Annotated in this window: 20 protein-coding genes, 1 tRNA gene, 2 rRNA genes and 1 riboswitch; of the genes, 4 read left to right on the forward strand and 19 right to left on the reverse strand. The window is 37.8% G+C overall.

Annotation, left to right across the window (positions count from 1 at the left end; all coding sequences use genetic code 11):
• Positions 1-91: 91 nt before the first annotated feature.
• From NBX03_RS08980 to trmB, 13 genes are all read right to left on the reverse strand, one after another.
• A complete protein-coding gene (locus NBX03_RS08980; protein WP_250227449.1) occupies positions 92-772 on the reverse strand; it encodes an ABC transporter ATP-binding protein in 681 nt (226 codons plus the stop codon).
• Positions 762-1,679, reverse strand: coding sequence for an ABC transporter ATP-binding protein (locus NBX03_RS08985; protein WP_250227450.1), 918 nt, complete (start codon positions 1,677-1,679; stop codon positions 762-764). Before NBX03_RS08985 ends, NBX03_RS08980 begins: the two co-directional genes overlap by 11 nt.
• A 1-nt stretch (position 1,680) precedes the next feature.
• Complete coding sequence (locus NBX03_RS08990) at positions 1,681-2,481, reverse strand: ABC transporter permease (protein WP_250227451.1); 801 nt, start codon at positions 2,479-2,481, stop codon at positions 1,681-1,683.
• Entirely contained in the window at positions 2,474-3,472 is a 999-nt protein-coding gene (locus NBX03_RS08995) for an ABC transporter permease (RefSeq protein WP_250227452.1), read from the reverse strand. The genes NBX03_RS08990 and NBX03_RS08995 overlap by 8 nt, the downstream gene beginning before the upstream one ends.
• Positions 3,473-3,547: 75 nt before the next feature.
• Positions 3,548-5,260 (reverse strand): ABC transporter substrate-binding protein, encoded by a 1,713-nt coding sequence (locus NBX03_RS09000; protein WP_250227453.1) that lies wholly within the window; start codon positions 5,258-5,260, stop codon positions 3,548-3,550.
• Between the two features lie 473 nt (positions 5,261-5,733).
• Positions 5,734-5,915, reverse strand: a riboswitch (cobalamin riboswitch).
• A 98-nt stretch (positions 5,916-6,013) separates the two neighbouring features.
• Positions 6,014-6,634 (reverse strand): ImmA/IrrE family metallo-endopeptidase, encoded by a 621-nt coding sequence (locus tag NBX03_RS09005; RefSeq protein ID WP_250227454.1) that lies wholly within the window; start codon positions 6,632-6,634, stop codon positions 6,014-6,016.
• 23 nt (positions 6,635-6,657) lie between these two features.
• Complete coding sequence (locus NBX03_RS09010) at positions 6,658-6,996, reverse strand: helix-turn-helix domain-containing protein (protein WP_250227455.1); 339 nt, start codon at positions 6,994-6,996, stop codon at positions 6,658-6,660.
• 247 nt (positions 6,997-7,243) lie between these two features.
• The gene (gene rnr / locus NBX03_RS09015) at positions 7,244-9,379 is read right to left on the reverse strand and encodes a ribonuclease R (RefSeq protein WP_250227456.1); all 2,136 of its coding nucleotides are present in this window, start codon (positions 9,377-9,379) and stop codon (positions 7,244-7,246) included.
• A 231-nt stretch (positions 9,380-9,610) separates the two neighbouring features.
• Complete coding sequence (gene secG, locus NBX03_RS09020) at positions 9,611-9,859, reverse strand: preprotein translocase subunit SecG (protein ID WP_250227457.1); 249 nt, start codon at positions 9,857-9,859, stop codon at positions 9,611-9,613.
• Positions 9,860-9,892: 33 nt separating this feature from the next.
• Positions 9,893-9,974, reverse strand: a tRNA-Tyr gene (locus NBX03_RS09025).
• Between the two features lie 19 nt (positions 9,975-9,993).
• Positions 9,994-10,111: ribosomal RNA gene (gene rrf, locus NBX03_RS09030) — 5S ribosomal RNA — on the reverse strand.
• 253 nt (positions 10,112-10,364) lie between these two features.
• A 16S ribosomal RNA gene (locus NBX03_RS09035) occupies positions 10,365-11,883 on the reverse strand.
• 290 nt (positions 11,884-12,173) lie between these two features.
• Entirely contained in the window at positions 12,174-12,824 is a 651-nt protein-coding gene (gene trmB / locus NBX03_RS09040) for a tRNA (guanosine(46)-N7)-methyltransferase TrmB (protein ID WP_250227458.1), read from the reverse strand.
• A gap of 312 nt (positions 12,825-13,136) precedes the next feature.
• On the opposite strand from trmB, the gene NBX03_RS09045 reads away from it, so the two are divergent.
• Positions 13,137-13,796, forward strand: a complete 660-nt coding sequence (locus tag NBX03_RS09045) for a Crp/Fnr family transcriptional regulator (protein WP_250227459.1) — start codon at positions 13,137-13,139, stop codon at positions 13,794-13,796.
• Between the two features lie 95 nt (positions 13,797-13,891).
• On the forward strand, positions 13,892-14,047 hold the full coding sequence (locus NBX03_RS09050) for a hypothetical protein (RefSeq protein ID WP_250227460.1): 156 nt from the start codon (positions 13,892-13,894) through the stop codon (positions 14,045-14,047).
• A 211-nt stretch (positions 14,048-14,258) separates the two neighbouring features.
• On the opposite strand, the gene NBX03_RS09055 is transcribed toward NBX03_RS09050, so the two are convergent.
• The gene (locus NBX03_RS09055) at positions 14,259-14,771 is read right to left on the reverse strand and encodes a ferritin (RefSeq protein WP_250227461.1); all 513 of its coding nucleotides are present in this window, start codon (positions 14,769-14,771) and stop codon (positions 14,259-14,261) included.
• A gap of 199 nt (positions 14,772-14,970) precedes the next feature.
• Between NBX03_RS09055 and NBX03_RS09060 the strand changes: the two genes are divergently transcribed.
• Positions 14,971-17,172 (forward strand): beta-propeller domain-containing protein, encoded by a 2,202-nt coding sequence (locus tag NBX03_RS09060; RefSeq protein ID WP_250227462.1) that lies wholly within the window; start codon positions 14,971-14,973, stop codon positions 17,170-17,172.
• Between the two features lie 142 nt (positions 17,173-17,314).
• Here NBX03_RS09060 and tnpA read toward each other — a convergent pair whose 3' ends face one another.
• From tnpA to NBX03_RS09085, 5 genes are all read right to left on the reverse strand, one after another.
• Positions 17,315-17,770: an IS200/IS605 family transposase gene (tnpA, locus tag NBX03_RS09065; protein WP_250227317.1), complete on the reverse strand. Its 456-nt coding sequence runs from the start codon at positions 17,768-17,770 to the stop codon at positions 17,315-17,317.
• A 510-nt stretch (positions 17,771-18,280) separates the two neighbouring features.
• Positions 18,281-19,525: a peptidase U32 family protein gene (locus tag NBX03_RS09070; RefSeq protein WP_250230258.1), complete on the reverse strand. Its 1,245-nt coding sequence runs from the start codon at positions 19,523-19,525 to the stop codon at positions 18,281-18,283.
• Entirely contained in the window at positions 19,518-20,201 is a 684-nt protein-coding gene (locus NBX03_RS09075) for an O-methyltransferase (protein ID WP_250227463.1), read from the reverse strand. The genes NBX03_RS09070 and NBX03_RS09075 overlap by 8 nt, the downstream gene beginning before the upstream one ends.
• A 12-nt stretch (positions 20,202-20,213) precedes the next feature.
• Positions 20,214-21,278, reverse strand: coding sequence for an endolytic transglycosylase MltG (gene mltG, locus NBX03_RS09080; RefSeq protein WP_250227464.1), 1,065 nt, complete (start codon positions 21,276-21,278; stop codon positions 20,214-20,216).
• A gap of 514 nt (positions 21,279-21,792) precedes the next feature.
• Positions 21,793-22,206 carry a hypothetical protein gene (locus NBX03_RS09085; protein ID WP_250227465.1) on the reverse strand — a complete coding sequence of 138 codons (414 nt, stop codon included), beginning with the start codon at positions 22,204-22,206 and terminating at the stop codon, positions 21,793-21,795.
• Positions 22,207-22,929: 723 nt separating this feature from the next.
• On the opposite strand from NBX03_RS09085, the gene NBX03_RS09090 reads away from it, so the two are divergent.
• Positions 22,930-24,903 (forward strand): DNA gyrase/topoisomerase IV subunit B, encoded by a 1,974-nt coding sequence (locus NBX03_RS09090; RefSeq protein ID WP_250227466.1) that lies wholly within the window; start codon positions 22,930-22,932, stop codon positions 24,901-24,903.
• The last annotated feature ends 273 nt before the right edge of the window (positions 24,904-25,176 follow it).

Genomic DNA, 25,176 nt, shown 5'->3' on the forward strand with positions numbered 1-25,176 from the left:
ACCGGAATAAAAACCGATTTGCCTGTTTTTCTTAAAGAGGTTTAAAAACATACTCTTTTATTTTAAAAATTTTATCAATAATTAAATACGTTCAATTATTCTCTTCTGTACATATGCCCTTATCTATACGGTAAATTCTGTTACAAACAATATTTGCCAAAGCCTTGTTGTGGGTAATAAATATATAGGCCGTATTGTTTTCTTTCTGATATGTTTTTAAAAGCGCTACAATCTGAGCCTGGCTTATAACGTCAAGCATGCTTGTGGCCTCATCTAAAATAATAAGCGCAGGCTCTAAAGCAAGAACTCTCGAGAGAGCAAGCCTTTGAAGCTCTCCTCCGCTCAGCTCTCTGGGCTTTCTGTAAAGATGCTTTTCCTTCAGGCCCAGTTTTTCTATATCCTTTATGATGTCATTTTTACTGCTTCCGGGCCTGTAAAGCTTATAGGGCTCTTCCATGCTTTTTATAATCGGAAGCTCGGGATTAAAAGATATTTCCGGGTGTTGAAAAAGAATTTGTATCTGCTTTCTAAGGCTCCTTTTAACAGGAAATTTAATTTCTTTCCCCTTATAAAGAATCCTGCCGGAAGTTGGCTGAATAAGGCCGGTGATAATTTGGCCTACGGTAGTTTTTCCGCTTCCGCTGTCCCCTAAAAGCCCCAGAGTCTCCCCTTCAAAAACGTTTATATTAACATCCTTTGCGGCATAGAATACTTCTTTTCTTGAGCCGGTCATATGATAGGCCTTGGATAAATTTTCAGTCTTAAGAAGCATATCTCCAGCACCTTACCTTTCTGCCGGACACATTAAAATAAGGCGGCATGGTCTTGCATTTTTCTGTTCTATAAGCACATCTGCCGTAATAGCAGCAGCCTTCCTCCAATTGATCCTCTGTAAAACCCTTATTCACCTTTAAACCGTTTTCAGGCATGGCGTTTATAATATCCATGGTATAAGGGTGAAGAGGCTCGAGGAATATTTGTTCCGTAGGGCCTTCTTCAATCTGATAGGAAGAATACATGATACACATTCTTTGGCTAATCTTTCGGGCAAAGTTCAGATCATGGGTAACGCATAGAATGGTTTTATCCGAAAGCTTGCTGAAGCTTTCGGCAACGATTTCTATTCTTTTTTCATCAAGGCCTTTTGTCGGCTCATCGGCAAGAATAATCTCCGCTCCTGCGGAAATTCCCATGGCTACAAGGGCTCTCTGCCGCATGCCTCCGCTTAAAGTATGGGGATAGCCTTCTGCTCTTTTTTTCTCATTATCTATATTAAAAAGCCTAAGGAGATTAATGCTTTCCAAAAAGGCGTTTTTCTTCGTATATTTTTTATGTATGATTAAAGGCTCTCCTACCTGAAAGCCTACCGTAAGCAGAGGGTTCATGCTGCCACCTCCGCCCTGCGGAACGTAAGAAATCTGTCCTCCTCTTATTTCATCAAGCTCTTTTCTTTGAAGCTTTAAAATATCTTTGGCATTGTAGGCAATTTCGCCCCTAACTTCGGCAGAATGAGGAAGAAGCCTAAGGATAGAAAGGAGAAGGACACTTTTTCCGCTTCCTGTCTCTCCGATTATGGCAAGCTTATCCTTTTCATAGATTTCAAGGCTTACGTCCTTTACGGCCTGAACATCGTCTCCGCCTTTAAAAGAAACAGATAAATTCTTTATGTCTATCAGCACGCTATACCTCCTCCTGCCCTGAATAATATCCTGCCAGCATAAATCCCAATACGGCAAGACAAATACAGATGATCGGGGGAATATACCACCAAAATTGACCTTTCAGAATGCTGTTTCTGAAAAAAGCATAATGAAGGATACTTCCCCATGATTTTTCTCCATAGGTACCAAGGCCTAAAAAGCTTAAACCGGATTCCGTAACCATTGCGCTTGCAACAGATAAAGAGCCTCTGATTAAAATAATATCCTTTAAATTCGGAAGCATATGCTTAAATAAAATTATAAAGGGGTTTACCCCTATAGCTTTTTCTATTTTTACAAAGGGCTGTTCTTTCAGCTGCATTACCCTTGATCTTAAAATGCGGGCTGTTCCCGTCCACGAGGTAATGCTCATGGCAATGATAAGATTCCATTTCCCGGGAGACATATAAGCTGCAAGAAGCACCGTAAGCGGAAGGGAAGGAACAGCCATGGCAATATTTGTAATTGCCGTTATTGCCTTATCCGCAGGACCGGAAAAATATCCGCCTATAAGGGCCAGAACAGTACCTGCAGCAGTAACCGCAAAGGCGGCAAAAAAGCCTATGAATAGAGAAACTCTGGTTCCATAGATAAGCTCACTTAAAATATCCTGCCCTACGTCGTTGGTACCTAAAATATGGGCCTTTTCCGGCTTTAAATAGGCTATGCCCATTTCATGAGGGTCATACGGCGCTATAAACGGCGCAAAAATTGCTACCAGAAGGAAAAAAGCAATGATCAGAAGCCCCCAAACCATAGGAGCATTTATCTTTTTACTCATACACAACATCCTCTTTTATCCGTGGATCAATCAGAGCATTCACAATATCCCCAAGGAGATTTCCCGAAACAACCATGATGGCAGAAATGAGAAAACAAAGCTGAGCCGTGGGAAAATCCCTTGCCAAAACGGCATTATACAGGAGCATGCCCATTCCCTTCCAGCCGAAAACTACCTCTACAATCATAGAGCCTGAGAGGATATAGCCAAGCTGCATACACATGGAAGTAGAATATGGCAGAAGTGCATTTTTAAGCATATGTACAAAAAGAGTTTTTTTATCTGAAAGGCCTTTTGAATATGCAGTAATAACATACTCCTCTTTTCTTACCTGAGAGGCAGAGCTTTTCATCAGCATGAAATTTCCCGAGGTTCTTGAAAGAATGAGTATAAATAAGGGAAGCATCATATGCCACAATATATTTATTATTCTGTCCGCCCCTACGGCATTTGCCGATACCATTCCATTTATAGGAAAAAGCCGCAGTTTATAAGAGAAAATAATAAGGAGAATAAGGCTGAGACAGTTTGAAGGAATGGTATTTATTAAAAGAAAAACCGATGTGGAAATTTTATCGAATAGAGAACCAGGCTTAAAGCCTGCCAAAAGCCCCAAAGCCCCTCCGATGATTCCCCCCAGTATCCAAGTGGGCACAGACAGAAAGAGTGTCCATTTAGACGCATTCAGTACGTTTTCAAGAACAGGCCTATGATTTGAATAGGCCCTGCCAAAATCAAAATATAGAATGCTTTTTAAATACTTCATATATTGAATAAAAATGCTGTCGGATAGACCGTATTTTTCTTTAAGCTCTTCCAGCGTTTCCGGAGAGCTGTCTAAAAGATAATAATATTCCTCCTGCCCTACAAGATGAATCAGGGGATCTCCCGGCATGAATCTTACAAGCAGAAAGCTTATGGTAATGATGATAAATATATTGATGAACGCCCCTAATATTTTAATAGCAATGGAATTTTTCAGTTTATTCACCTGCCTGTTATTTTAGTAAACAAACACTGTCTCTATTATAAATGCCTGCTGTTCCGCAGCAGGCATTTTGTATCATTACTTTTCTGTAAGCTCAAACCAAGTTCTTGAATGGATTACGCCCCATGAAGGATAATTGTCAAAGCCTTCGTATTTATCTGTTCTATAAGGGAAGAATGCCTTCTCCCAGCAAAGGGCCTGGGCAAAAGCCTCATCAGAAGCCATTTTCTGAAGCTTCTTAACGTTTTCTATATAAACGTCATCGGAGGTAGCCTGCTGCATATTAAAGAAAGTATCTTTGAATTCCGGATTATTGTATGTACCCCATATCCATGTTGTTTCCCCTTCTCTTGCTTCCGCAAGGAAGTATCTGAAAGCAGTTGAATATGCCGCCATACCGGAGGTCGTATATCCTATGGAAAGGTCGTATTTGCCGTCTGTAATATTCTTTTCCCATATTTCGGAGTTAGCAAGGCTTTCTTCGTCTATAACAGTCTTTATGCCCACCTTGTCAACAGAAGCCATGATAACGTCTGCTATGCGGTTTAAAAGCTCTTGGGTAGAGGCGGAATACTGAGGGGTAACTAAGATTTCCATTTTGCTTCCGTCGGGGAATTCTCTGTATCCGTCGCCGTCAACGTCTTTATAGCCGCCTTCGTCAAGGAGCGCATTGGCTTTGTCTAAATCCTGTGAAAGCATTGGAAGGCTTGCATCAAAGCCCTTTGTTGAAGGGGGTATGATTCCGCTTCCGGGAGCCTGTCCAAATTCGCCGTTAATGGTTATTGCAAGCTGATTATAATCAAGAGCGTATCTTACTGCGTGCCTGAAATTGGAATCTGCTCCTGCGGGCCTCTCCATTCCGTATGTAAGCTGAAAATTTCCTGCGTAATCGCTTTCTCCAAGGTCGATGTTACTGTCTTTTGAAAGAGTCTCGATTAAGGTTGCGTCAATAGGGTTTGCATAATTAAACATGGCGTCTATCTCGCCGTTAAGCATAGCCATCATCAATGTATCTTCGCCGGAATAGGATTTAAGGGTAACTGCGTCTACAGTTATTTCTCCTGCATAGTTATTTTCAGGTACAGCTTCATAATATGAAATCTGGGCGTCCTTATCCTTGGATACAAGCTTATAAGGTCCGCAGCCTATCGCGGCAGCATCTTCTGCATATTCCGCATAGTCGGTAATGCCTTCCCAAATATGCTTTGGAAACACACAGGCATTATTCATGGCAGATGAATTTATCCAGTAATAAGCGTCCGGTTCGCTGAAAATAAGCTCTGCCGAATCTTCGCCTAAAAGATTAACTGCTTCTAAATTTTTAAGAGAGCCTGTCTTCTTAACATTTTTCATATAGTCAAATGTAAAAAGAATATCCTCTGAGGTCACAGGCTTTCCGTCATGCCAAACGGCGTCAAGAGGAAATGTAAATGTAATTTTCTTTCCGTCCTCGGATATTTCAAAGGATTTAAAGAAATAAGGCTGTAAAACATTGTTCTTATCTCTATACACAAAATTACCTTGCGTAAGCCCGTTGTAATTCATTCTTCCAAAGGCGTCTTTTTGCGTCTGGGAGTTAAATACATTATTTTCTGCAACAGTGCCGATAATAAGATTTTTAACGTGCTTTTTTTCTGTGCTTTCGGCTTCCTTATCCTCTTTCTTCTCTTCAGGCTGGGCTGATTGCTGTTCATTGGGTTTTGCAGCTATCTCCGCACTTTTGGGAGAGCAGCCTGCAAAAAAGGATAAAGCCATAACGACTGCTGCGATTCTTAAAAGCTTGTTTTTCATAATATCCTCCGTCTTATTTAGGGTCTAGCAATAATTATTGCTGATTAAATCCGTCCTTAATTTGTTTTAAAACACTTAAAGTAAACTTCTTATAAAGAAGAGGCAAAACCGATTCTTAAAAAATAAAACTTGGGCTTATTCACATAAATCCATGTCCGCTGCTTCTTAAGTGCGCAGGATATCTTTGATACATATAGTAAATTTCACAGAAGGATACAATAAAAATCTATTCTTCATAAAGGGCTTAAACAGATAGAATCCCTATGTTTAAGCCATTCAAAATATACGATTTTGATTCCTGTTTCATTTGAAATTGACTATAAGCTGTCCTATATGGCTTTGTTCCTGCTTCACTTTAAATTTACCATAAAGCTTGCTTGGTTCAGTTTTTATAGAAGAATAAAAAAGCGCCCTTTCAAAGGACGCAAATAAGCATGGAAATGCCTTTTATGATCCACCTTCCCTTCGAAAGCTTCCATATAAATAAGAAGGCAGGTCTTCTGACTAAGGGTCAACCGCATTATCTCCTTCCCGCATATTCATTATGCAGTGGTATCGATAAATTGTCACCTACACAGCAGCGAGGGCTGTTCCGGATTTTCACCGGATTCCCTTTTAATGCATATTAATGCAACCATTCCTATTTCATATTAAGTTCTTTAAAAGAATAACACTATAATGAATTCATGTCAACGGATATATACAAATAGAGCCAATAATTTACATTATTCCTCTTTGACACTAAAACCTATATTAAAAAATATCTATAAAAATCGTTAAATCATCCCATAAAATTCGTACGGCTTCATCGTAAAAAGCCTCTCTTAGGCTTTTATCAAGCCTTGTTTCAGGCATAGATTTGAAATTATTTAAAGTTTTAATTTTTCTTTCGGCCGCCTCAAATGATACGCCGAAATTTCTCGATATATCTTCCGGAAATATCCGCATTCCATGCTCCATCAAAAGCTTTATTAAAGCCTCCGGCATTAAAAGACAAGAAGCGAAAAAATTCGCTTCTATTTCACTTAAGGGCATGTCCGTTTTATGCTCAAGAAGAATATGACCGATTTCATGAGCCATAGTCCAGTTTCTTCTTCCCTTACCGGAAGCACCCTCAGAATGGAGGACAAGATATTCCCCCGGTCTGTACTCAATATTAATCCCGTCTATTACTTTACTTCCCGCGGTAATTTCATAAATGTTCTGATGGGTTAACTTGGAATAGTTTTCAATGGTATCAAAAATAACCGATTTCCCTGGAATAAGGATATTTTCAGCTTCTATAGGAAGCTTTATATTCTCTTTAGGCTGGCTTAATAAAAGCTCATATGCCTTAAGCCTGATATAATTAAAATCTATATCATATTTATCCATGAAACTGTAATCCTAAGCAATTCCTATCTTCTTTTATGCTTTAAATAAAGATTGAGCGTGTTTTCAAAGTGGCTCAGGACTTCCTCCCTCTCTTCATCGCTAAGCTCTCCTGCTTTTCGAAACAGCATTTTAAGCTGGGCATCGTCTTCTCCTTTTCTGGAGTCGGACTTTCCTAAAAGATAATCTGTAGAAACACCGAAAACCCCTGCAGATTTTTCTGCAAATTCAATTTTAGGCTCTCTAAGCCCGTTTTCATATCTGCTCAAGGTAGACTTTGTAGTGCCGAGAAGCTCGGCCAAATCGTCCAGCGTCCACCCTCGTTCATGTCTTAATTCTTTAAATCTTCTCTGAAAAGATGCCATAAATAACACCCCTTTAAAATAAATACAAGCTTAATTACGTATGATTTTACAGTAAATAAATATATAAAGCAATAAAAGACGTATATTTATTAAACTTGAAAAGGTCTTTTTGTTTTAAGCTTAATAAGTTTTTCTTTACTATAATCCGCTTATTAAAAGCTTTCCTTATAAATATTTTATCATAAATTGCCAATTAATCAACCTGTTTGAATAAAAAACTAATTTCGCATAAGTATTTCAGGCTAAATTATGATTCGTCCCTCACAAACAAAAGATCTATTCTTCTGTTTTCAATATCTGCCCTTAACACAGATACCTTTACATGCTGGCCGATTTTATATATATTTCCATAATGCTCTCCTACTACTTCGTAATTCTTTTCGTCAAAGATATAATAATCATCTGACATATCGGAAAAGCTTACCATGCCTTCAACTGTATTGGAAAGCTCCACATAAATTCCCCAATTGGTAACACTGGATACGATTCCGTCAAATATTTGACCAACCTTATCCTGCATATACTGTGCCTTTTTCAAATTGAGAGTTTCTCTTTCGGCTTCTTCTGCAGTTCTTTCCGTAAGAGAAGAATTTTTACACACTTCGGGAAGAATCTTTGTATAATGCTTCTGCCTTTTTTCATCAAGTCTTCCTTCGATATTCTCTTTTATAATTCTGTGTATCTGGAGATCGGGATACCTTCTGATAGGCGATGTAAAATGACAGTAATAATTAGCCGCAAGACCAAAATGGCCTTCATTCTCATAGGTATATCTGGCCTGTTTCATGCTTCTTAAGGCCACTTTGCTGATAAGCATTATTTCAGGCTTATCTTGAAGCCTTGAAATAAGAGCTTGTATGCTTTTGGGATGGTTGGAACGGCCCTTCAGGCTATAGCCAAAATGGCTTATAAATTCCGAAAGGGCTTCCAGCTTTTCCTTATCGGGCTTTGCATGAGATCTGTAAACAAAGGGCATTTCAAGCCAATAATAGGTCTGGGCTATGGTCTCGTTGCAAACAAGCATAAATTCTTCTATAATGCCTGTGGAAAATGTCCGTTTTCTTGGAACAATATCAATAGGCCAGCCTTTTTCGTCAAGGACTACCTTTGATTCCTGAAAATCAAATTCTATGGCACCTCTTTCGATTCTCTTCTGCCTTAAAATCTCGCTAAGCTCTCCCATTTGCCTGAGCATAGGAAGCACCTCTGCATATTCCTTCTCATAATACTCATCATCATTAAGGGCAAGCTCTACGCCTTCGTATGAAAGCCTTTTATTTACGTTAATAATAGTTTCTTCTATTTTATGGCTTACAACATTTCCGCTCTTATCAATATCCATAATGCAGCTTAAAGCAAGCCTTTCTTCCCCTTCGTTTAGAGAGCAAATGCCGTTTGAAAGGCTATGGGGAAGCATGGGTATCACCCTGTCTGCAAGATATACGCTTGTCCCCCTTTTAAGAGCTTCTTTATCAAGGGGCGAACCTTCTTTTACATAATTAGTTACATCTGCAATATGAACCCCCAGCCTGAAGATATCCCCTTCTTTTGCTAAGGTTACTGCATCGTCTAAATCTTTGGCGTCTTCTCCGTCAATCGTAACAGTTAAAATATCCCTTAAATCAAGCCTGTTTTTCATATCTTCTTCTAAAACATAAGGGGATATATTTTCGGCTTCCCTTAAAACTTCCTGGGGAAATTCCTCTGGAATCTGAAATTGCCGAACGATGCTTAATATATCTACGCCTGGGTCATTCATATGGCCTAAAATTTCTATTATTTTTCCTTCGGGATTTCTATTTTCAATGCTTGCAGGCTTTGTTATTTTAACGACTACCTTATGGCCGTTTACGGCTCCCTTAGCTCCTGATTTGGGTATATAAATATCCGAGGATATTTTAGGGTCATCAGGACGGACAAAACCAAAATTCTTATTCCTGTCAAATGTTCCTACAATGCCATTTAAGCCTCTTTTTAAAACCTTTATGATTCTTCCTTCTGCACGGGTATTCGGGCCCATCTCGGAGACCACCTGGGCAAGAACCAAGTCTTTATGCATTGCGCCGCCTACGTATTCTTCGGGTATAAAAATATCTCTCGCCCTTGTTTCATCAGGCATAACAAAGCCAAAGCCCTTGGCATTTCCCTGAAAGATGCCCTTGACAAGCTGCATATCAGATAAAGGCATAATTTTGCCCTTTTTCGTAATAATAAGCTCTCCGTCATTTTCAAGCTCTTTAATAATATAATTAAATTCGTCTCTTTCATTCGAAGGAACTTCCATAAAAAATGACAGTTCGGATATTTTCATCGGCACATATTCCGAAGAATTTATTATTTTAACTATTTTATTTTTTCTTTCATTATAAACTTCTGCTTCCACCAAATTCTCCTTTCTGTCTCATAATCAATTTCCTTTTATTCCGCCGTAAATTCCTTGGCGGCAGAAGATTTAAGTCAATTGATAACGATATTGTTTTATAAGTAATTCAAATATAGCAAATTATTTAAACTTTAATCCTAGATTTTATTTCAATAATATTCTTATCATATTTAGCAATATAAATACAAAAAAACCTTTCTACAGTTTATTGCAGAAAGGTTTATCACTTATTTATCTTACTAAGCAAAGCACTAAAGATAATATCATGAACACAGCACCTAATATCTTGCTGTATTTTTCAAGAGCGCCTTCTAGAGAACGTCCTTTATTCTTATCCCAGTAGGTCTGAGAATCGCTCATACCACCGGTAACGGCACCAAGACCACCTGCCGAACGCTTCTTCTGCATAAGAATAACCGTAACGAGTCCTAAACAAACCGCTATATAAATAATGCTTAATAACACAAACGGTACTGACATGATATACCTCCTTGCTATCTTCTATAATAAAAGTGGGGGAAGAAGGATTCGAACCTTCGAAAGCGTTGCTAACAGATTTACAGTCTGCCCCCTTTGGCCACTCGGGAATTCCCCCATAAAAAAATTCAATTGGAATCCGGCAGCCACCTACTCTCCCGGGCAGTCTCCCGCCAAGTACCATCGGCCGTCTGTGGCTTAATCGTCGTGTTCGGTATGGGTACGGATGTTTCCCATAGACGCATCACCACCGGAAAGCTTTGTTATCCTTGCTTTCATAAGATAACCTTGATATATTTTATTTTTGTTTCTATAAGCTATTAGCTATAAAAACAAAACTTATTTTCAGCATTCATTTACATGAACACTCAAAACTAAATAATAAGTACTCAAACCCTTCAGACAGTTTTGTTTCACAAAACTATCTCCTCAGCATTTTGCTTCACAAAATCATTAAACTTCGTTTAATGACCCAAATTCTTTTGGGTGCTACCCTACTTTTCCTTAGAAAGGAGGTGATCCAGCCGCACCTTCCGATACGGCTACCTTGTTACGACTTCACCCCAGTCACTGGTCTCGCCTTAGGCTGCTCCTTCCTTTCGGTTAGGTCACAGACGTTGGGCGCTACCAACTCCCATGGTGTGACGGGCGGTGTGTACAAGGCCCGGGAACGTATTCACCGCAACATGCTGATTTGCGATTACTAGCGATTCCAGCTTCATGTAGTCGAGTTGCAGACTACAATCCGAACTGTGGCAGCTTTTTTGAGCTTTGCTCCAGGTCACCCCTTCGCTTCTCTCTGTACCTGCCATTGTAGCACGTGTGTAGCCCAAGACATAAGGGGCATGATGATTTGACGTCATCCCCACCTTCCTCCGTGTTATCCACGGCAGTCTTTCTAGTGTGCCCGGCACTACCCGCTGGCTACTAAAAATAAGGGTTGCGCTCGTTGCGGGACTTAACCCAACATCTCACGACACGAGCTGACGACAACCATGCACCACCTGTATCCATTGTCCGTAGAACGGTGCATCTCTGCACCCATCAATGGTATGTCAAGCCTTGGTAAGGTTCTTCGCGTTGCTTCGAATTAAACCACATGCTCCACCGCTTGTGCGGGCCCCCGTCAATTCCTTTGAGTTTCAACCTTGCGGCCGTACTCCCCAGGTGGAGTGCTTATTGCGTTTGCTGCGGCACCGAGGATCTCTCCCCCACACCTAGCACTCATCGTTTACAGCGTGGACTACCAGGGTATCTAATCCTGTTCGCTACCCACGCTTTCGTGCCTCAGCGTCAGTTTCAGTCCAGTAAGTCGCCTTCGCCACTGGTGTTCCTCCTAATATCTACGCATTTCACCGCTACACTAGGAATTCCACTTACCTCTCCTGTACTCTAGATTAACAGTTCCTTATGCAATCTCAAAGTTAAGCCCTGAGTTTTCACATATGGCTTACTAATCCGCCTACTCACCCTTTACACCCAGTAATTCCGGATAACGCTTGCCCCCTACGTATTACCGCGGCTGCTGGCACGTAGTTAGCCGGGGCTTCTTACTTGGGTACCGTCATTTTTTTCTTCCCCATCGATAGAAGTTTACGATCCGAAAACCTTCTTCCTTCACGCGGCGTTGCTGCATCAGGGTTTCCCCCATTGTGCAATATTCCCCACTGCTGCCTCCCGTAGGAGTTTGGGCCGTGTCTCAGTCCCAATGTGGCCGGTCACCCTCTCAGGCCGGCTACTGATCATTGCCTTGGTAGGCTCTTACCCCACCAACTAGCTAATCAGACGCGGGCTCCTCCTGTACCGATAAATCTTTCCCCATTCGGCCATGCGGCCATACGGTATTATGCGGTATTAGCCATGATTTCTCACAGTTATTCCCCTGTACAGGGCAGATTACCCACGCGTTACTCACCCGTCCGCCACTCCAAGTAGATAGTGCAAGCACTATTTACTCAGCGTTCGACTTGCATGTGTTAGGCACGCCGCCAGCGTTCATCCTGAGCCAGGATCAAACTCTCTATTTAATCCTTGTCCACTCTTGTCTAAAAGCAAGCTTTTAGACTGTCAAACGGATATTTTATATCCTTTTCGACTATCTGGCATTTGTTTCTCGTCATTACTTTTCTTCGTTAGCCTTAAAGCTCTCAAAGTTTTTTCTTTTCGGGTTGGTTCTTTCCTTATTATTCAGTTTTCAATGTTCTCGTTTTTGTTTCTTATGCTTGTTTTTCCTGCGCTGTCCTCTCTCGGACGCAAAATCTAGTTTACCACATGCTTTTACAATTGTCAACTTCTTTTTTGAACTTTTTTATAATATTTATCTTTTATAAGCTTCCAGCCTATAGATAGGCATACCTTTTGCAGAAAACTTCATTTCATATTCTGTCATTATATTTCCTTCAAAGTTGCTGGAATGTAAATCAAGGCTTATATTTTTAAGCCCCCACCCTTGTCCTGAAAATTCATTTAAGGAGAACTCAAAAAGCTGGGTATTATCCGTTTTAAAATGGATTTCCCCGTCCTTTGTTAACAGCTTATCATATATGGAAAGAAAGCTTCTGTAAGTAAGGCGTCTTTTAACCCATTTTTTTCTATTGGGCCATGGATCGCTGAAATTTAAGTATATAAGGCTTACTTCATCTTCTGCAAAAAAGTTATCAATATTTGTAGCGTCTGTGGCAAGAAAAAGAATATTGTTTATATTTTCTCCGGCTTCCTTAAGCTCTCTTATTTTTCTGGCCCCTGTAACGATTACAGACCATTCTCTTTCAATGGCAACAAAGTTAACATCAGGGTTAAGCCTTGCGCTTTCCGTTATGAAGTTGCCTTTACCGCAGCCTATTTCTATCCGCAAGGGATTGTTATTTTTAAATATTTCATTCCAGCGCCCCTTGCTGTCAGGGTTTTGCAAAATAAGCTCATTGTTTTCAAATTCATTAACCGTCCAGTTCTTTTTTCTTACCCTCATAATGCGCTCCTTAAAAAATATAATGACTTGTATATTTTCCATTATATTTCAAAAAAAGTCAACTATTATAATAAGTATTTTTTCTATTTATACGAAGTAGACTTAAAAATGATACAGGTATAAGCTTATGGGTTATTTTCAAGTCTGTGCCTTTCTATTTTTAACAAATTTAAATTTAAGTTTATAAACAATAAAATCCTTCCGTTGTAAATATATTTTTGTTATATTATACTTACAATATAATTATCGGCATCGGTATGATTCGCATGAAAATCCATATACCGAAGAAAATTAAACATAATGGAGTTGACTATGAAAAATTATTATCCTTTATTAAAAGATGTATCAATGTTTAAAGGCATAGATGAAGAATCCTTTCCAGAAATGCTCTCATACCTTGACGCATACGAAAAAAGCTATGATAAAAACGATTCCATATTAAACGCCGGCGACCCTGTGATAAACGTGGGAATTGTTCTTGACGGACTTATTCATATTATAAAAGAGGATGTTAACGGGAATCGGTCAATCGTTGCAGAATTCGGGAAAAATCATATTTTTGCCGAGGCCTTTTGCTGTGCACGGCTTGAAAAAATGCCTGTTTCAGTAACTTCCGCATCAAAATCTTCTATATTTTTCGTAAATTACGGTAAGATTATAAGAGAGTGCGGAGGAAAAAGGCATTTTCATCATATGCTGATTGAAAATATGCTTATGATAATGGCCAGAAAAAATCTTGTTCTAAATCAAAAAATCGAATATGTTTCAAAAAGAACTACCAGAGAAAAGCTTATGGCTTATCTTTCAAGATGCGCTGTTGAAAGCCAAAGCAGAATATTTGAAATCCCTTTTAACAGGCAAGAGCTTTCGGATTTTCTTTTCATTGACAGAAGCGCCATGTCAAAAGAGCTTTCAAAGCTCAAAGAAGAAGGAATTATAGATTATTATAAAAATCAATTTAAGCTTTTATAATTAAGGTCTTATAAATATTCTGGTGTTAGGAATGTATCTTTATTTTTGAAATGCACATAATAAAAGTGCAGCCAAAAAATAAAGGAATGATTATTATGCTGGAATATAATAATATGGCCGCTTTAGAGCTTGGAATGTCTCTTTTTCCGCCTATAAACGCTTTCTGGGATTCACAAAGAAGAAAATTCAGAGAAATTTCTTCTCAAAAACTTATTAAAGAATATAAGGCAGGCGTTTATCTGGCAGAATAACGGCAAAAAACCTCCGAAGCATATGCTTCGGAAGTTTTTTATAGTTATCAAATTTGAAAAAAATTAAACTTATGCTTGAATAAAAGTAAAATTGTAGGGTTGTAAATTTGCTTTTCCTTGATTTTATGCCTTCTTGTATCCTGTTATTTACTGCGGAAGAAAAGAAAATTTACTATACGCCCGTATCTTTTTCAAATTCCCTTGGTATAAATTAAAATGTAAGGTCAGGAGCTGCGTAAACTCTTGTGCCGAGCTCGGTATCAAGAAGATATAAGCCTTGTGCATCCTTGCCGAAAAGTTCATACTTTTTAATTAAAGCTTCTGCATTGCTTTCTTCTTCCATCTGCTCTTTTACGAACCAGTCTAAAAATTGCATCGTACGGAAATCTTTGATTTCGTAGGCAGCATCATAGATGTTATGAATAGACGCCGTAACAAATTTCTCGTGCTCCAAAGCCATATCCAGAGGTGTTTTATGGCAGGCATATTCTTTATCGGGTTTATCAATAGCTTCGAGAACTACTCTCTCGCTATTTTCCTGGAGGTATTTAATAAAAAGGAGCGCATGGTCTCTTTCTTCCTGAGCCTGAATATTAAACCAGTTGGCAAATCCCTGAAGCTCTTCATCAGCATAGTAATTGGCAAAATCAAGATATAAATAAGCGGAAAAGAATTCCTTTGTTACTTGTTCATTTATAAGCTTTATTATTTTTTTATCTAACATATTATCTCCTCCTGTATTATATGATATTTAGTATTTCCTGATAATTATATTCTAATATTTATAGTGCAAACTGTCAACTAATAATATTATATATTTATTTTACATTATGTATGGAACTTTTTATCTGCATTGCCCGTCTTTAGAAGTAATCAGGGTAGGAATAAATTTATAAACCCAAAAAATAAAGGAGGTTTTAATTATGAAAAAAACAAAGTGGCTTGCCTTAGCCCTTCTTTTATCTTTCATTATAACAGGAACAGCTCCTGCTGAGGCGGCAGAAGAAACAGAACTTATTATGCTTGCAGGAAGTTCAAAAGCAATGTTAAATTCCAAAGAAATAAATATAAGTGATGAAAAATTATGGCTTACCCCTGATATTTATGATGACAGAGCTTATGTACCAAAAGATTTTGCAGAGAAAAACCTTAAGATTTCTATCGATAAAAAAGTAAAATCCATTACTTCAGAAGAAGGAATGGAATATGTTTCAGTAAGAGACATTGCCGATAATTATAATTTTAAAATTTTCTATAACAACGGCGTCATAGTGATTACCAATAAATCAGGCGCAAAAGCTCCTTCTGAAACATCTGTATCTGCTTATAAGAAGCAGCTCTCTACTTTGCCTAAGGTAGGTACAAGTGAAAAGCTTGTTTCTCTCTTGGGAAAAAATGAAAATGATATTATGTACAAAATGCCCCAAGCACTTTTAGGCAGAGAAGAAAGCGGAACCGCAAACTCCGCCCCTGCAAAGGAGATGCAGGCAGCAGATACGCAAGCAAAAAGCGACCATTCCACCACCAATGTACAGGTTGAAGGTGTGGACGAGGGCGACATTATTAAGACCGATGGAAATTATATTTATTTCGGCTCTCAAAACAAAATAAATATAGTTAAAGCACAGCCAGCCGACAAAATGGAAGTTATGGCAAAGCTTTCCTATGCTGATGAGGACTATATCAATGAAATGTTTATAAACGGCAATCAGCTTATCGTAATAACATCTTCTTACGAGATGCCTAAAATAGAGGCGCCTGAAATAACAAATGATAATGTTTCACAGAAATTGCTTATTCTGGATAGATATATAGGAAAGCAGATTGTAAAGGTTTATGTATATGACCTTTCCAATATAAAGGCGCCTAAATTAGTAAAATCAACAGAAATGGAAGGTAATTTCTTAACTGCAAGAAAAACGGGAGACAATCTCTATTTCATGGTTCAAAATTATTTATACTATAATAGAGACAGCGGAAACTATCCCCTTCCTGTACTCCGTGATGCCATATCGGGAAAAGAAGCTGCCGTAAGCTATGGCGCAATCTCTTATTTTCCTGAGGCAATCAGCAGCCAGATGACAAATATTATCGGCATAAACCTTAAAAATATAAATGCGGCGCCTTTCATGGAATCTTATCTTGGCGGCGGAGAAAATATCTATATGTCAACAGAAAACCTTTATATTGCAACCACCAGCTATGCCTTTAATTATAATAACAGCGCTCCTTATTATCATACAAACGTATATAAATTTGCTCTCGGAGAAAACTCCATTCAATATAAAAACAAAGGCAGAGTTGAAGGCAGTATATTAAATCAGTTTTCGATGGATGAAAATGACGGTTTTTTCAGAATAGCAACAACAAGCCGTCTTGGAAACGGCGGAAGCACAAACAGTCTTTTCGTATTAGATAAGAATATGGACACGCATGGAAAGGTTAAGAATATAGCTCCCGGAGAACAGATTTATTCCGTAAGATTTATGGGTGACAAGGCTTATATGGTAACTTTTGAAGTAACGGACCCTCTTTTTGTCATAGACCTTAAAGACCCCGCAGAGCCTGCAATCTTAGGCCAGCTTAAAATCCCTGGCTATAGCAATTATCTTCATCCTTATGATGAAAACCATTTAATCGGCTTTGGCATAGATACTTTCGAAAAAGACGGAAGAGCTTATAATAAGGGAATGAAAATCTCTATGTTCGATGTTTCAGACCTGAAAAACCCCAAAGAAAAATTTGTCACGGTAATCGGAGACAGGGGAACTTCGTCAGAGCTTTTAAATAACCATAAAGCCCTTCTTTTTGACAAAGAAAAGAATATCATGGCGTTTCCTATTGAGGTTCGCACAATAAATTCAAATTCCAAGGATGACTTATTCTCCTACGGAGATTTCAAATTTCAAGGCGCATACGTTTATAGTATCGATATGGAAAAAGGCTTTAACTTAAGAGAAACCATAACCCACCAGAAAGACAGCTCTGAAATTTATGATTATGATACCTATGTTCAAAGGATTATATATATAGGAGATTATTTATACACTGTTTCCAACGGAAGGATTATGGCAACAAGCCTTAAAGACATGAAAGCAACAGGAAGCGTAGAACTTAAATCATGACCACCCTTAAAAGGGTGGTTTGAGCTAGGCCTGTAAGGCCTTGTTACCGGCCAGCATCTCAAGATGCTGGCTTTCACTTAAGTTCAAGCCCCTATGCCCTTGCCTCTTTTGCTTAGCCCTTAAGGGCTATTTGTATTACCAGCTAACCCCTAAAGGGGTCTTCATATTCTTTGACACTCAGCTTATCTAGAGCAATGTCATGTTGCTCTTGTTCTCTGATGTATTTCTGGATGGTAGCTTCGTTCAGTCCTACCGTACTGACATAATAGCCAACTGACCAAAAATGCCGATTCCCAAACTTGTACTTCAAATTTGCATGTCGATCGAAAATCATCAGGGCACTTTTCCCTTTTAGATATCCCATAAAACTTGAAATGCTGATCTTTGGTGGAATGCTCACTAACATATGCACATGATCTGGCATCAGGTGACCTTCGATCAGTTCTACGCCTTTGTAGCCGCATAACTCTCGAAGAATTTTCCCAATCGACTCTCGATATTGATTGAAGATGATTTTACGTCTATACTTTGGAGTGAACACAATGTGATATTTGCACATCCACTTTGTGTGGGACAAACTATTATGTTGGTTTGCCATTGAAACACCTTTCCTTTCTGCATAGTGGCTTGAACACTCACTATTCTATTGGAAAGGTGTTTCTTGTGGTAGAACCTTTTGGTCCTCTACCCGTATAGCGGGTAGTTTTTTGTTTCGCACGCTATGCGAGCTCAACTGGCTTAAGCCATAAAATAATAAAAAAGCGGAGGAAATTTCCTCCGCTTTTTTATAGTTATAGTAAATTTAAAATCAAACAGTAATAAAAATCGTATATTTTAAATGGCTTAAACATAGGGGTTTTATATGTTTAAGCCGTTTATGAAAAATAGATTTTTATTGCATCCTTCAGTGAAATTTACTATAAATTCAAATGAAATAACAGCATAGTCAATTTATTTTTACATTATTTTATATCCTCTAAAGCTAAACACTTACAGCAGTATTAAAGCAAATTGACTATATACTCATACAAAAAGGTGCGAGCTTAGAGAGTATCGGTATAGGCTTGCTTTGCAAACCTATATCTTGTCCCTTATTTTCAATGAGTTCTTAGCTCTCAGTTGCCTTTCTGAGCATACTGAATTTTTCAACTTTATGATCAAGCTTTATTTTTAGCTTTTGTTTTGGATGGGGAGCTTCTTTAAGAGGCTCTCCTTCTTCATTATAAATTTCTGTTATTTTCTGTTTGAAATTTTCTCCCTTGGGATTAAATATTTCCACTTCGTCGCCTACGGAGAATTTGTTCCTCTGTTCGCCGTAAGCAAGGCCTGTCTCCTTATCAAATTCCTCTATAAGAGCAACAAAATCATAATTTCTTATATAGGAGTTATTTGTATATATCTGCTCTGCTGCTCCTGGTTTATTAAAATAAAAGCCTGTAGTAAAATCCCTATGGCTTGATTTTTCAAGCTCTCTAAGATAATAAGGCTTTTTAGCCAGATATTTCTCCTTGTCCTCAAAATAATCGTCTATGGCTTCCCTATAAGCTTTTGTAACAGCGGCAACATAATAAGAAGTTTTCATGCGGCCTTCTATTTTAAAGCTTCTTATACCCGATTCTACAAGCTCAGGAATATGGCCTATCATGCATAAATCCTTTGAATTGTAGATATAAGTTCCTCTTTCATCTTCATAAACAGGCATGTATTCCCCTGGTCGCTTTTCTTCCATAAGATAATACTGCCATCTGCATGGGTGAGCACATTCTCCTCTGTTGGAATCTCTGCCTGTCATATAATTGCTTAAAAGGCATCTTCCTGAATAGGAAATGCACATTGCGCCGTGAACAAATGCTTCCAGCTCAAAATCCTTATCTATTTTATTCATTTTGCTGTGAATAGAATTTATTTCATCAAAAGAAAGCTCTCTTGCGAGAACAACTCTTTGGGCCCCTAAATTCTTCCAGAAAAGAGCCGTTTGAAAATTCGTATTATTAGACTGGGTACTGATGTGTATGTCCATATCCGGCACAGCGTTTCTGGCAATGGAAAATAGGCCTGGGTCGGATATTATAAGGGCATCTACCCCCATTTGATAGAGTTCCTTGAAATATTCGGCTGCCCCTTCAAAATCTTCTTCATGGGCAAATATATTTGCCGTTATATAGATCTTTGCATTATGTTTATGAGCAAACGCGATTCCCTCAGCCATTTCATTCATATCAAAGTTTTTCGCCTTCGCTCTAAGGCCAAGACTTTTTCCGCCCATGTAAACGGCATCTGCGCCGTAGGTAATGGCTATTTTGAGCTTTTCCAAATCTCCTGCGGGAGAAAGCAACTCAATTTTTTTATTCATCATAATCCAGCTCCTTAAGAATTACTTCGTCTGCCGTTTTAGTAGAAAGAAGCAGACCGTCATCAACAGGTATGATAGTGCTTACAAGGCCTTCCGAATTAAGGGCTGAATATAGAAAGCGCCGCATTCTGGTATAGGTCGTTCTCTGCCGCCTTGGAATATCCTGTCTTTCCATGGCTATATATCCGTTTTGAAATATATCGTCGGCAATTAAAGCTCCGCCTTTATTAAGCATTCTTACGCAATGGGGAAGAAATTGAATATACTGCCCTTTTGCAGCATCCATAAAAATAAGATCAAATTTTTCATCCATTTCAGAAAGAATTTCAAGGGCATCCCCTTCCAGAAGGGTAATCTTTTTCTCAAGCTCCATCTCCTTAAAGGTTTGCTTTGCCCTGTCTATCATAATATCATATCTGTCTATTGTGGTTATATGCCCCCCGCCTGCCATAAATTCCGACATAAGGCTTGCAGAAAACCCGATACAGCAGCCTATTTCAAGAATTTTTTCAGGCCTTTTCAAAGCGATTATAGTAGCTAAAAATCTTGCCGTGGCATTTTTTATAACAGGGAACCCCTCTGTATAGGCTGTTTCCTGAAGCTCTCCAAGCCTTCCTGTAAAGGGGTTTAAAATGCTGTTTATATAGTTTTCAAAGTCTCTGTCTATTACGCTCATTAAGCTTCCATCCTAATATTTTTGATTATAAAGCTGCTTTGCTTCAAGAAATTTATCATAATTATCCGTAAAGAAATGCTCCCCTGTTTCCTCATCCTTTACAACAAAATACATATAGTTTCCGTTTCCCGGATTCACCGCAGCTTTGATACAGGCTTCTCCGGGGTTTGATATAGGCCCTACAGGAAGACCGGAATTAATATAAGTATTATAAGGAGACTCCACCTTTAAATCTTCATCGTAAAGCCTGTCTTTCTTTTTATCAAGGGCATAAAGAATCGTAGAACACATCTGAAGATTGGTATTATTTTTAATTCTATTAAAAATTACCTCGGCTGCTTTTTCCCTTTCGGAATCTACTCTTATTTCTTTTTCTATTATAGAAGCTATGATAACGGTTTCGTCCATAGTAAGGCCCATTTTCTTAGCCTGCTCATCGTATTTCGAATAAATTTCTTCAAAGCGCATAAGCATTTTATTGATTACGGTTTCAGGGCTTGAGCCCGGAGCTATATAATAAGTATCCGGGAATAAATATCCTTCAAGCCTTTTTTCTCTTTCGGGTATTTCCGATATAAAGCTATAATTGTATGTTCCTTCATTGCAGGCCTTCAAAAATTCTTCTGCTGAAAAAAGCTCTTTGCTTTCAAGATAATCGGCAATATCCTTTAAAGTATAGCCTTCCCTTATGGTTATGATAATGTCCTTGGTGTATACCTTTTTTTCTCTTAAAGTATTTACAATGCCTGTTGCGTCCATTTCCGTATTGAGAAGGAAGGAGCCCCCGTCAAAATTGCCTTTATTGCCTTTCAAGGTATTTTCAAGCTCAAATAAGAAGGCAGAATTTATGATTCCTTCGTCCTCTAAAAGCTTAGCAACTTCCGAAAGGGTAGCGCCTTTTTCTATAGTAACGGTAACGTCTCTTTTAGGAAGCTCTTTCGTGGCATCTTTAGCCAGCTGCTTTCCTGTGTTAAAGGATTTTCCAGCCATAGTATATATAAAATACGCCAGAATCCCCATTAACACAATATTAAAAACCATATTTACAAAAAAGCTTAATATTCCTTTATAGTTCATATAAACCACCTGCACGATTCATAAAATAGATTTAAATCTTAAAAATAATAGTAGCATTGCCCTTAAAGCTCTTTATAGCTAACGAAGATAAAAATATGTGTTTACTATAAAAGGACGCTCACGTAAAAATTCATCTGTGAGCCTGCTTGGTATAATAGTAAATTTAAAATTAAACAATAACAAAACCTTATTATTCACGCGGACTAAAAAATACGCTGTTTCCGAAAGAAATCCGCGTTTTGACGTCTCTAGTGAATCGGTTTTTGTTACTCTTTATGAGAAATTTACTATAAAAAACACTTTCACAAAATAGCTCTATAATATTATACCTTTACAAGTCTCTTTATTCAACACTTAGATTGGAGAAGATTTTTAAACCCCATTAACAAAACGCCTTTAAGCAGGCAAAAAAGGCAAATATTCTAATTAGAATCCTTGCCTTTTTCCCCTGCTTATGTTCCTTAATTCTACAACATAGGGGCTGCATAAATGCAGCCCCTTATAGGAGAGTTTATCATATCATAAGAGCCTTAACTTCTTCAGGAAGCTCTTCAGGAACACAGTTCATACTAATGATAAAGTTAACAGAATTAGTCCCGGACAGGACATCAAGCTTTTTAACAAGCTTAACGAGGTCTTCGTTATCCATCTTTCCAATAATATTTGTAAGCCCATCAACAAAAATATCGGTTATATCACTGTTCTGAGACAGTATACCGTATACGAAGCCTACAAATTCTCTGTAATTGAATAAGTCAAAGCTTCCAGTCTCAACAAAGCGTATATCGTAATGAAGATCATAGATGTGCCTGCTGTCATCATCTATAAATACTACATGCCCGTCTGTTGTCTTACCTGCTTCGTTGGCCATCTCAATAAGCCTTTTTGTCTTGCCTTCGCCCTTCCTGCCGGTGATAAACTGTATCATGGTAATCTCCTCCTTAAAAGTAAGTTCAGTTTAAGCTAAAGCTAAAACCTTTTAAGTATTGCTTTATATAGCAATAAAATTTACAAACAAAGTCAAAAGTTTTAAAAGTATAAAATTAAGTAAATATTCTGTTATAAAAGGGATAAGCTTTTTTACAAGAAAAACAAGATGAAATTAAGGCCCCTCACCTCCTTAACTATGCAAAACATAAAAAGTCAAGTAAATTCGAAGCATAATAAACAAAATTCTTTTATACTTATTCATATTATACTACATATTCTATAATAAAACCACATGAAAAATTACTTAATTTTATTTTTCAAATATATTTTAAAATCTTAACTATTGTGTTGAATTTTTACAGTTTATTAGGTGAAAATGCACTAATTTATATGAAGCAAACCTATTCTTAACAGACTTATCTTTAAATTTACCTTATATACCTTACAGAATACTATTTTTTAAACATTACCTCTTATTTTATAGTCTTCATTATATTAAATTAAAATATATTCCTAAATGCATATTTTGTGTTATAATTAAAATCCTTTTGTTCTGAAACATTTCCATTCTTGAATTTATCTTTTATCTCGTATATCATAATATGGTATATTTTGTAAGGCAATAATTTTTCTTGTATCTTAAGTTATGGTATACTATAGACAAACCAGTTACATATTAAATAAAACCATTCCTTTGTATTAAATACTGATAGGTGATATAATGTCAAACAAAAAAAACAGCTACGACAATGAAAGCATTACCTCCCTGAAAGGGGCCGACAGAGTTCGGAAACGGCCTTCGGTTATATTTGGCTCCGACGGCATTGAAGGCTGCCAGCATTCCGTATTTGAAATTCTTTCAAACTCATTGGACGAGGCAAGAGAAGGCTTTGGTAATCTCATTGAAGTAAAAAGATTTAAGGACCATTCCATAGAAATTATAGATCATGCCAGAGGCATCCCCGTTGATTTTAACCAGAACGAAAACAAATACAATTGGGAGCTTGTTTTTTGTGAGCTTTACGCCGGAGGAAAATATAAAAATAACGAAGACTCAAGCTATGCCTATTCTTTGGGGCTTAACGGCCTTGGCCTTTGCGCCACCCAGTATTCAAGTGAATACATGGACGTAATGGTTTTAAGAGACGGCTATGAATACAGCCTTCACTTTGAAAAGGGAGAAAATGTCGGCGGTCTTTTAAAAGAAAGGACAAGCCGTAAAGAAACGGGCAGCAGAATAAAATGGCGGCCTGACCTTGAAGTCTTTACGGATATTAATATCCCTTTAAGCTATTACCTTGATATTCTTAAAAAGCAGGCTATTGTGAATCCTAATGTAAAATTAACCCTTTTTGACGAGGAATCCGGCGAAAATTTTGTTTTTCTTTATGAAAAAGGCATTAGTGACTACATTAATGAAATTTCCGAGGGTACCTCTTTTACAGAGCCTAAATATATTTCAGACAGTGCTACGGGAAAAGACAGAGAAGATAAGCCTGAATATAAGTTTAAGTATGAGCTTGTTTTCAGCTTCAGCAATCAGAAAAGCCTCATGGAATATTATCATAATTCAAGCTTTCTTGAATACGGCGGTTCTCCTGATAAAGCAATCCGCTCTTCTTTTTTATCTGCCATAGATAATTATATAAAAACGAATAATTTATATAAAAAAGATGAGAAAAAAATCATTTTTCCCGATATAGAAGATAGCCTTGTGCTTGTCTGCAATTCCTTTTCTACGATAACCAGCTATGAAAATCAGACGAAAAAGGCAATAAATAATAAATTTATTCAGGATTACCTTACTTCAAGCCTGAAATCTGCCCTTGAAATATACTTTATAGAAAATAAAGCAGAAGCCGATAAAATAGCAAATCAGGTGCTTATTAACAAAAGAAGCCGTGAAACGGCAGAAAAAGCAAGGATTACCCTAAAAAAGAAGCTCACGGGAAGCCTTGATATTAATAACAGAGTGGAAAAATTCGTAGACTGCCGTACGAAAGATGTAAACCGGAAGGAGCTTTATATTGTAGAAGGGGATTCCGCTTTGGGTGCCTGCAAATTAGGCAGAGATTCGGAGTTTCAGGCAATCATGCCTGTAAGAGGGAAAATACTTAACTGCCTGAAGGCCAACTATGATAAAATATTCAATAGCGATATCATCACAGACCTTATTAAGGTTCTCGGCTGCGGTGTTGAAATAAAAACAAAGCATAATAAGGATTTTAACTCCTTTGACCTTTCTCTTTTAAGATGGAATAAAATTATCATCTGTACAGATGCAGACTTTGACGGCTTCCAGATAAGGACGTTGATTCTTACCATGCTGTACCGCCTTATGCCTACTCTTATTGAAGAGCATAAAATATTTATAGCAGAATCTCCTCTCTATGAAATTACCGGCGGTAAAAAAACCTATTTTGCCTACAGCGAAGGAGAAAAAGCAGATATTATTAAAAAACTCGGTGGCAAATGCCATATTCAGCGTTCCAAAGGTCTCGGAGAAAATGAGCCTGAAATGATGTGGCAGACGACCATGAACCCTGAAACCAGAAAGCTTATTGCTGTTATTCCCGAGGATATTGAAAACACTCAGCGAATCTTTGATATTCTTCTTGGGGACAATTTAAAAGGCCGTAAGGATTTTATAGAGGAATTCGGCCATAAATATATTGATATGACTGAAATCGTCTAGCCATGTGCTTTATAATTTTCCCGCCTGCTATAAAGATAGTTAACAAAACCGTATATTCATACGGACCTGAAAGACACTTTATTTAGAAAACAGAGCAGCTTTTAACGAATAGGCTTTTGTTACTTCTTTATAAGAAATTTGCTTTAATTATAAAGGGATATTCATCTAAAAGTGATTTACAGGTTCCTTGCTGTATCATTTTTTATCTTTGCAGAATACAGATGACTTATTTAAGTTTACCCTATTCATTCTGCATTTTAAACATATGCAAAA

Source organism: Anaeropeptidivorans aminofermentans (assembly GCF_940670685.1).
Classification (GTDB): domain Bacteria; phylum Bacillota; class Clostridia; order Lachnospirales; family UBA5962; genus Anaeropeptidivorans; species Anaeropeptidivorans aminofermentans.

What these genes read in the sequence shown, in the direction of transcription:
- NBX03_RS09010 (WP_250227455.1), bottom strand. Translation starts at nt 6,996, where the DNA reads ATGGCATCTTTTCAGAGAAGATTTAAAGAATTAAGACATGAACGAGGG.
- NBX03_RS09005 (WP_250227454.1), bottom strand. Translation starts at nt 6,634, where the DNA reads ATGGATAAATATGATATAGATTTTAATTATATCAGGCTTAAGGCATAT.
- NBX03_RS09085 (WP_250227465.1), bottom strand. Translation starts at nt 22,206, where the DNA reads ATGATACAGTTTATCACCGGCAGGAAGGGCGAAGGCAAGACAAAAAGG.
- NBX03_RS09055 (WP_250227461.1), bottom strand. Translation starts at nt 14,771, where the DNA reads ATGTTAGATAAAAAAATAATAAAGCTTATAAATGAACAAGTAACAAAG.
- NBX03_RS09070 (WP_250230258.1), bottom strand. Translation starts at nt 19,525, where the DNA reads ATGAATAAAAAAATTGAGTTGCTTTCTCCCGCAGGAGATTTGGAAAAG.
- NBX03_RS09060 (WP_250227462.1), top strand. Translation starts at nt 14,971, where the DNA reads ATGAAAAAAACAAAGTGGCTTGCCTTAGCCCTTCTTTTATCTTTCATT.
- tnpA (WP_250227317.1), bottom strand. Translation starts at nt 17,770, where the DNA reads ATGGCAAACCAACATAATAGTTTGTCCCACACAAAGTGGATGTGCAAA.
- trmB (WP_250227458.1), bottom strand. Translation starts at nt 12,824, where the DNA reads ATGAGGGTAAGAAAAAAGAACTGGACGGTTAATGAATTTGAAAACAAT.
- NBX03_RS09050 (WP_250227460.1), top strand. Translation starts at nt 13,892, where the DNA reads ATGCTGGAATATAATAATATGGCCGCTTTAGAGCTTGGAATGTCTCTT.
- secG (WP_250227457.1), bottom strand. Translation starts at nt 9,859, where the DNA reads ATGTCAGTACCGTTTGTGTTATTAAGCATTATTTATATAGCGGTTTGT.
- NBX03_RS08990 (WP_250227451.1), bottom strand. Translation starts at nt 2,481, where the DNA reads ATGAGTAAAAAGATAAATGCTCCTATGGTTTGGGGGCTTCTGATCATT.
- NBX03_RS09000 (WP_250227453.1), bottom strand. Translation starts at nt 5,260, where the DNA reads ATGAAAAACAAGCTTTTAAGAATCGCAGCAGTCGTTATGGCTTTATCC.
- mltG (WP_250227464.1), bottom strand. Translation starts at nt 21,278, where the DNA reads ATGAACTATAAAGGAATATTAAGCTTTTTTGTAAATATGGTTTTTAAT.
- NBX03_RS08980 (WP_250227449.1), bottom strand. Translation starts at nt 772, where the DNA reads ATGCTTCTTAAGACTGAAAATTTATCCAAGGCCTATCATATGACCGGC.
- NBX03_RS09090 (WP_250227466.1), top strand. Translation starts at nt 22,930, where the DNA reads ATGTCAAACAAAAAAAACAGCTACGACAATGAAAGCATTACCTCCCTG.
- NBX03_RS09075 (WP_250227463.1), bottom strand. Translation starts at nt 20,201, where the DNA reads ATGAGCGTAATAGACAGAGACTTTGAAAACTATATAAACAGCATTTTA.
- NBX03_RS09045 (WP_250227459.1), top strand. Translation starts at nt 13,137, where the DNA reads ATGAAAAATTATTATCCTTTATTAAAAGATGTATCAATGTTTAAAGGC.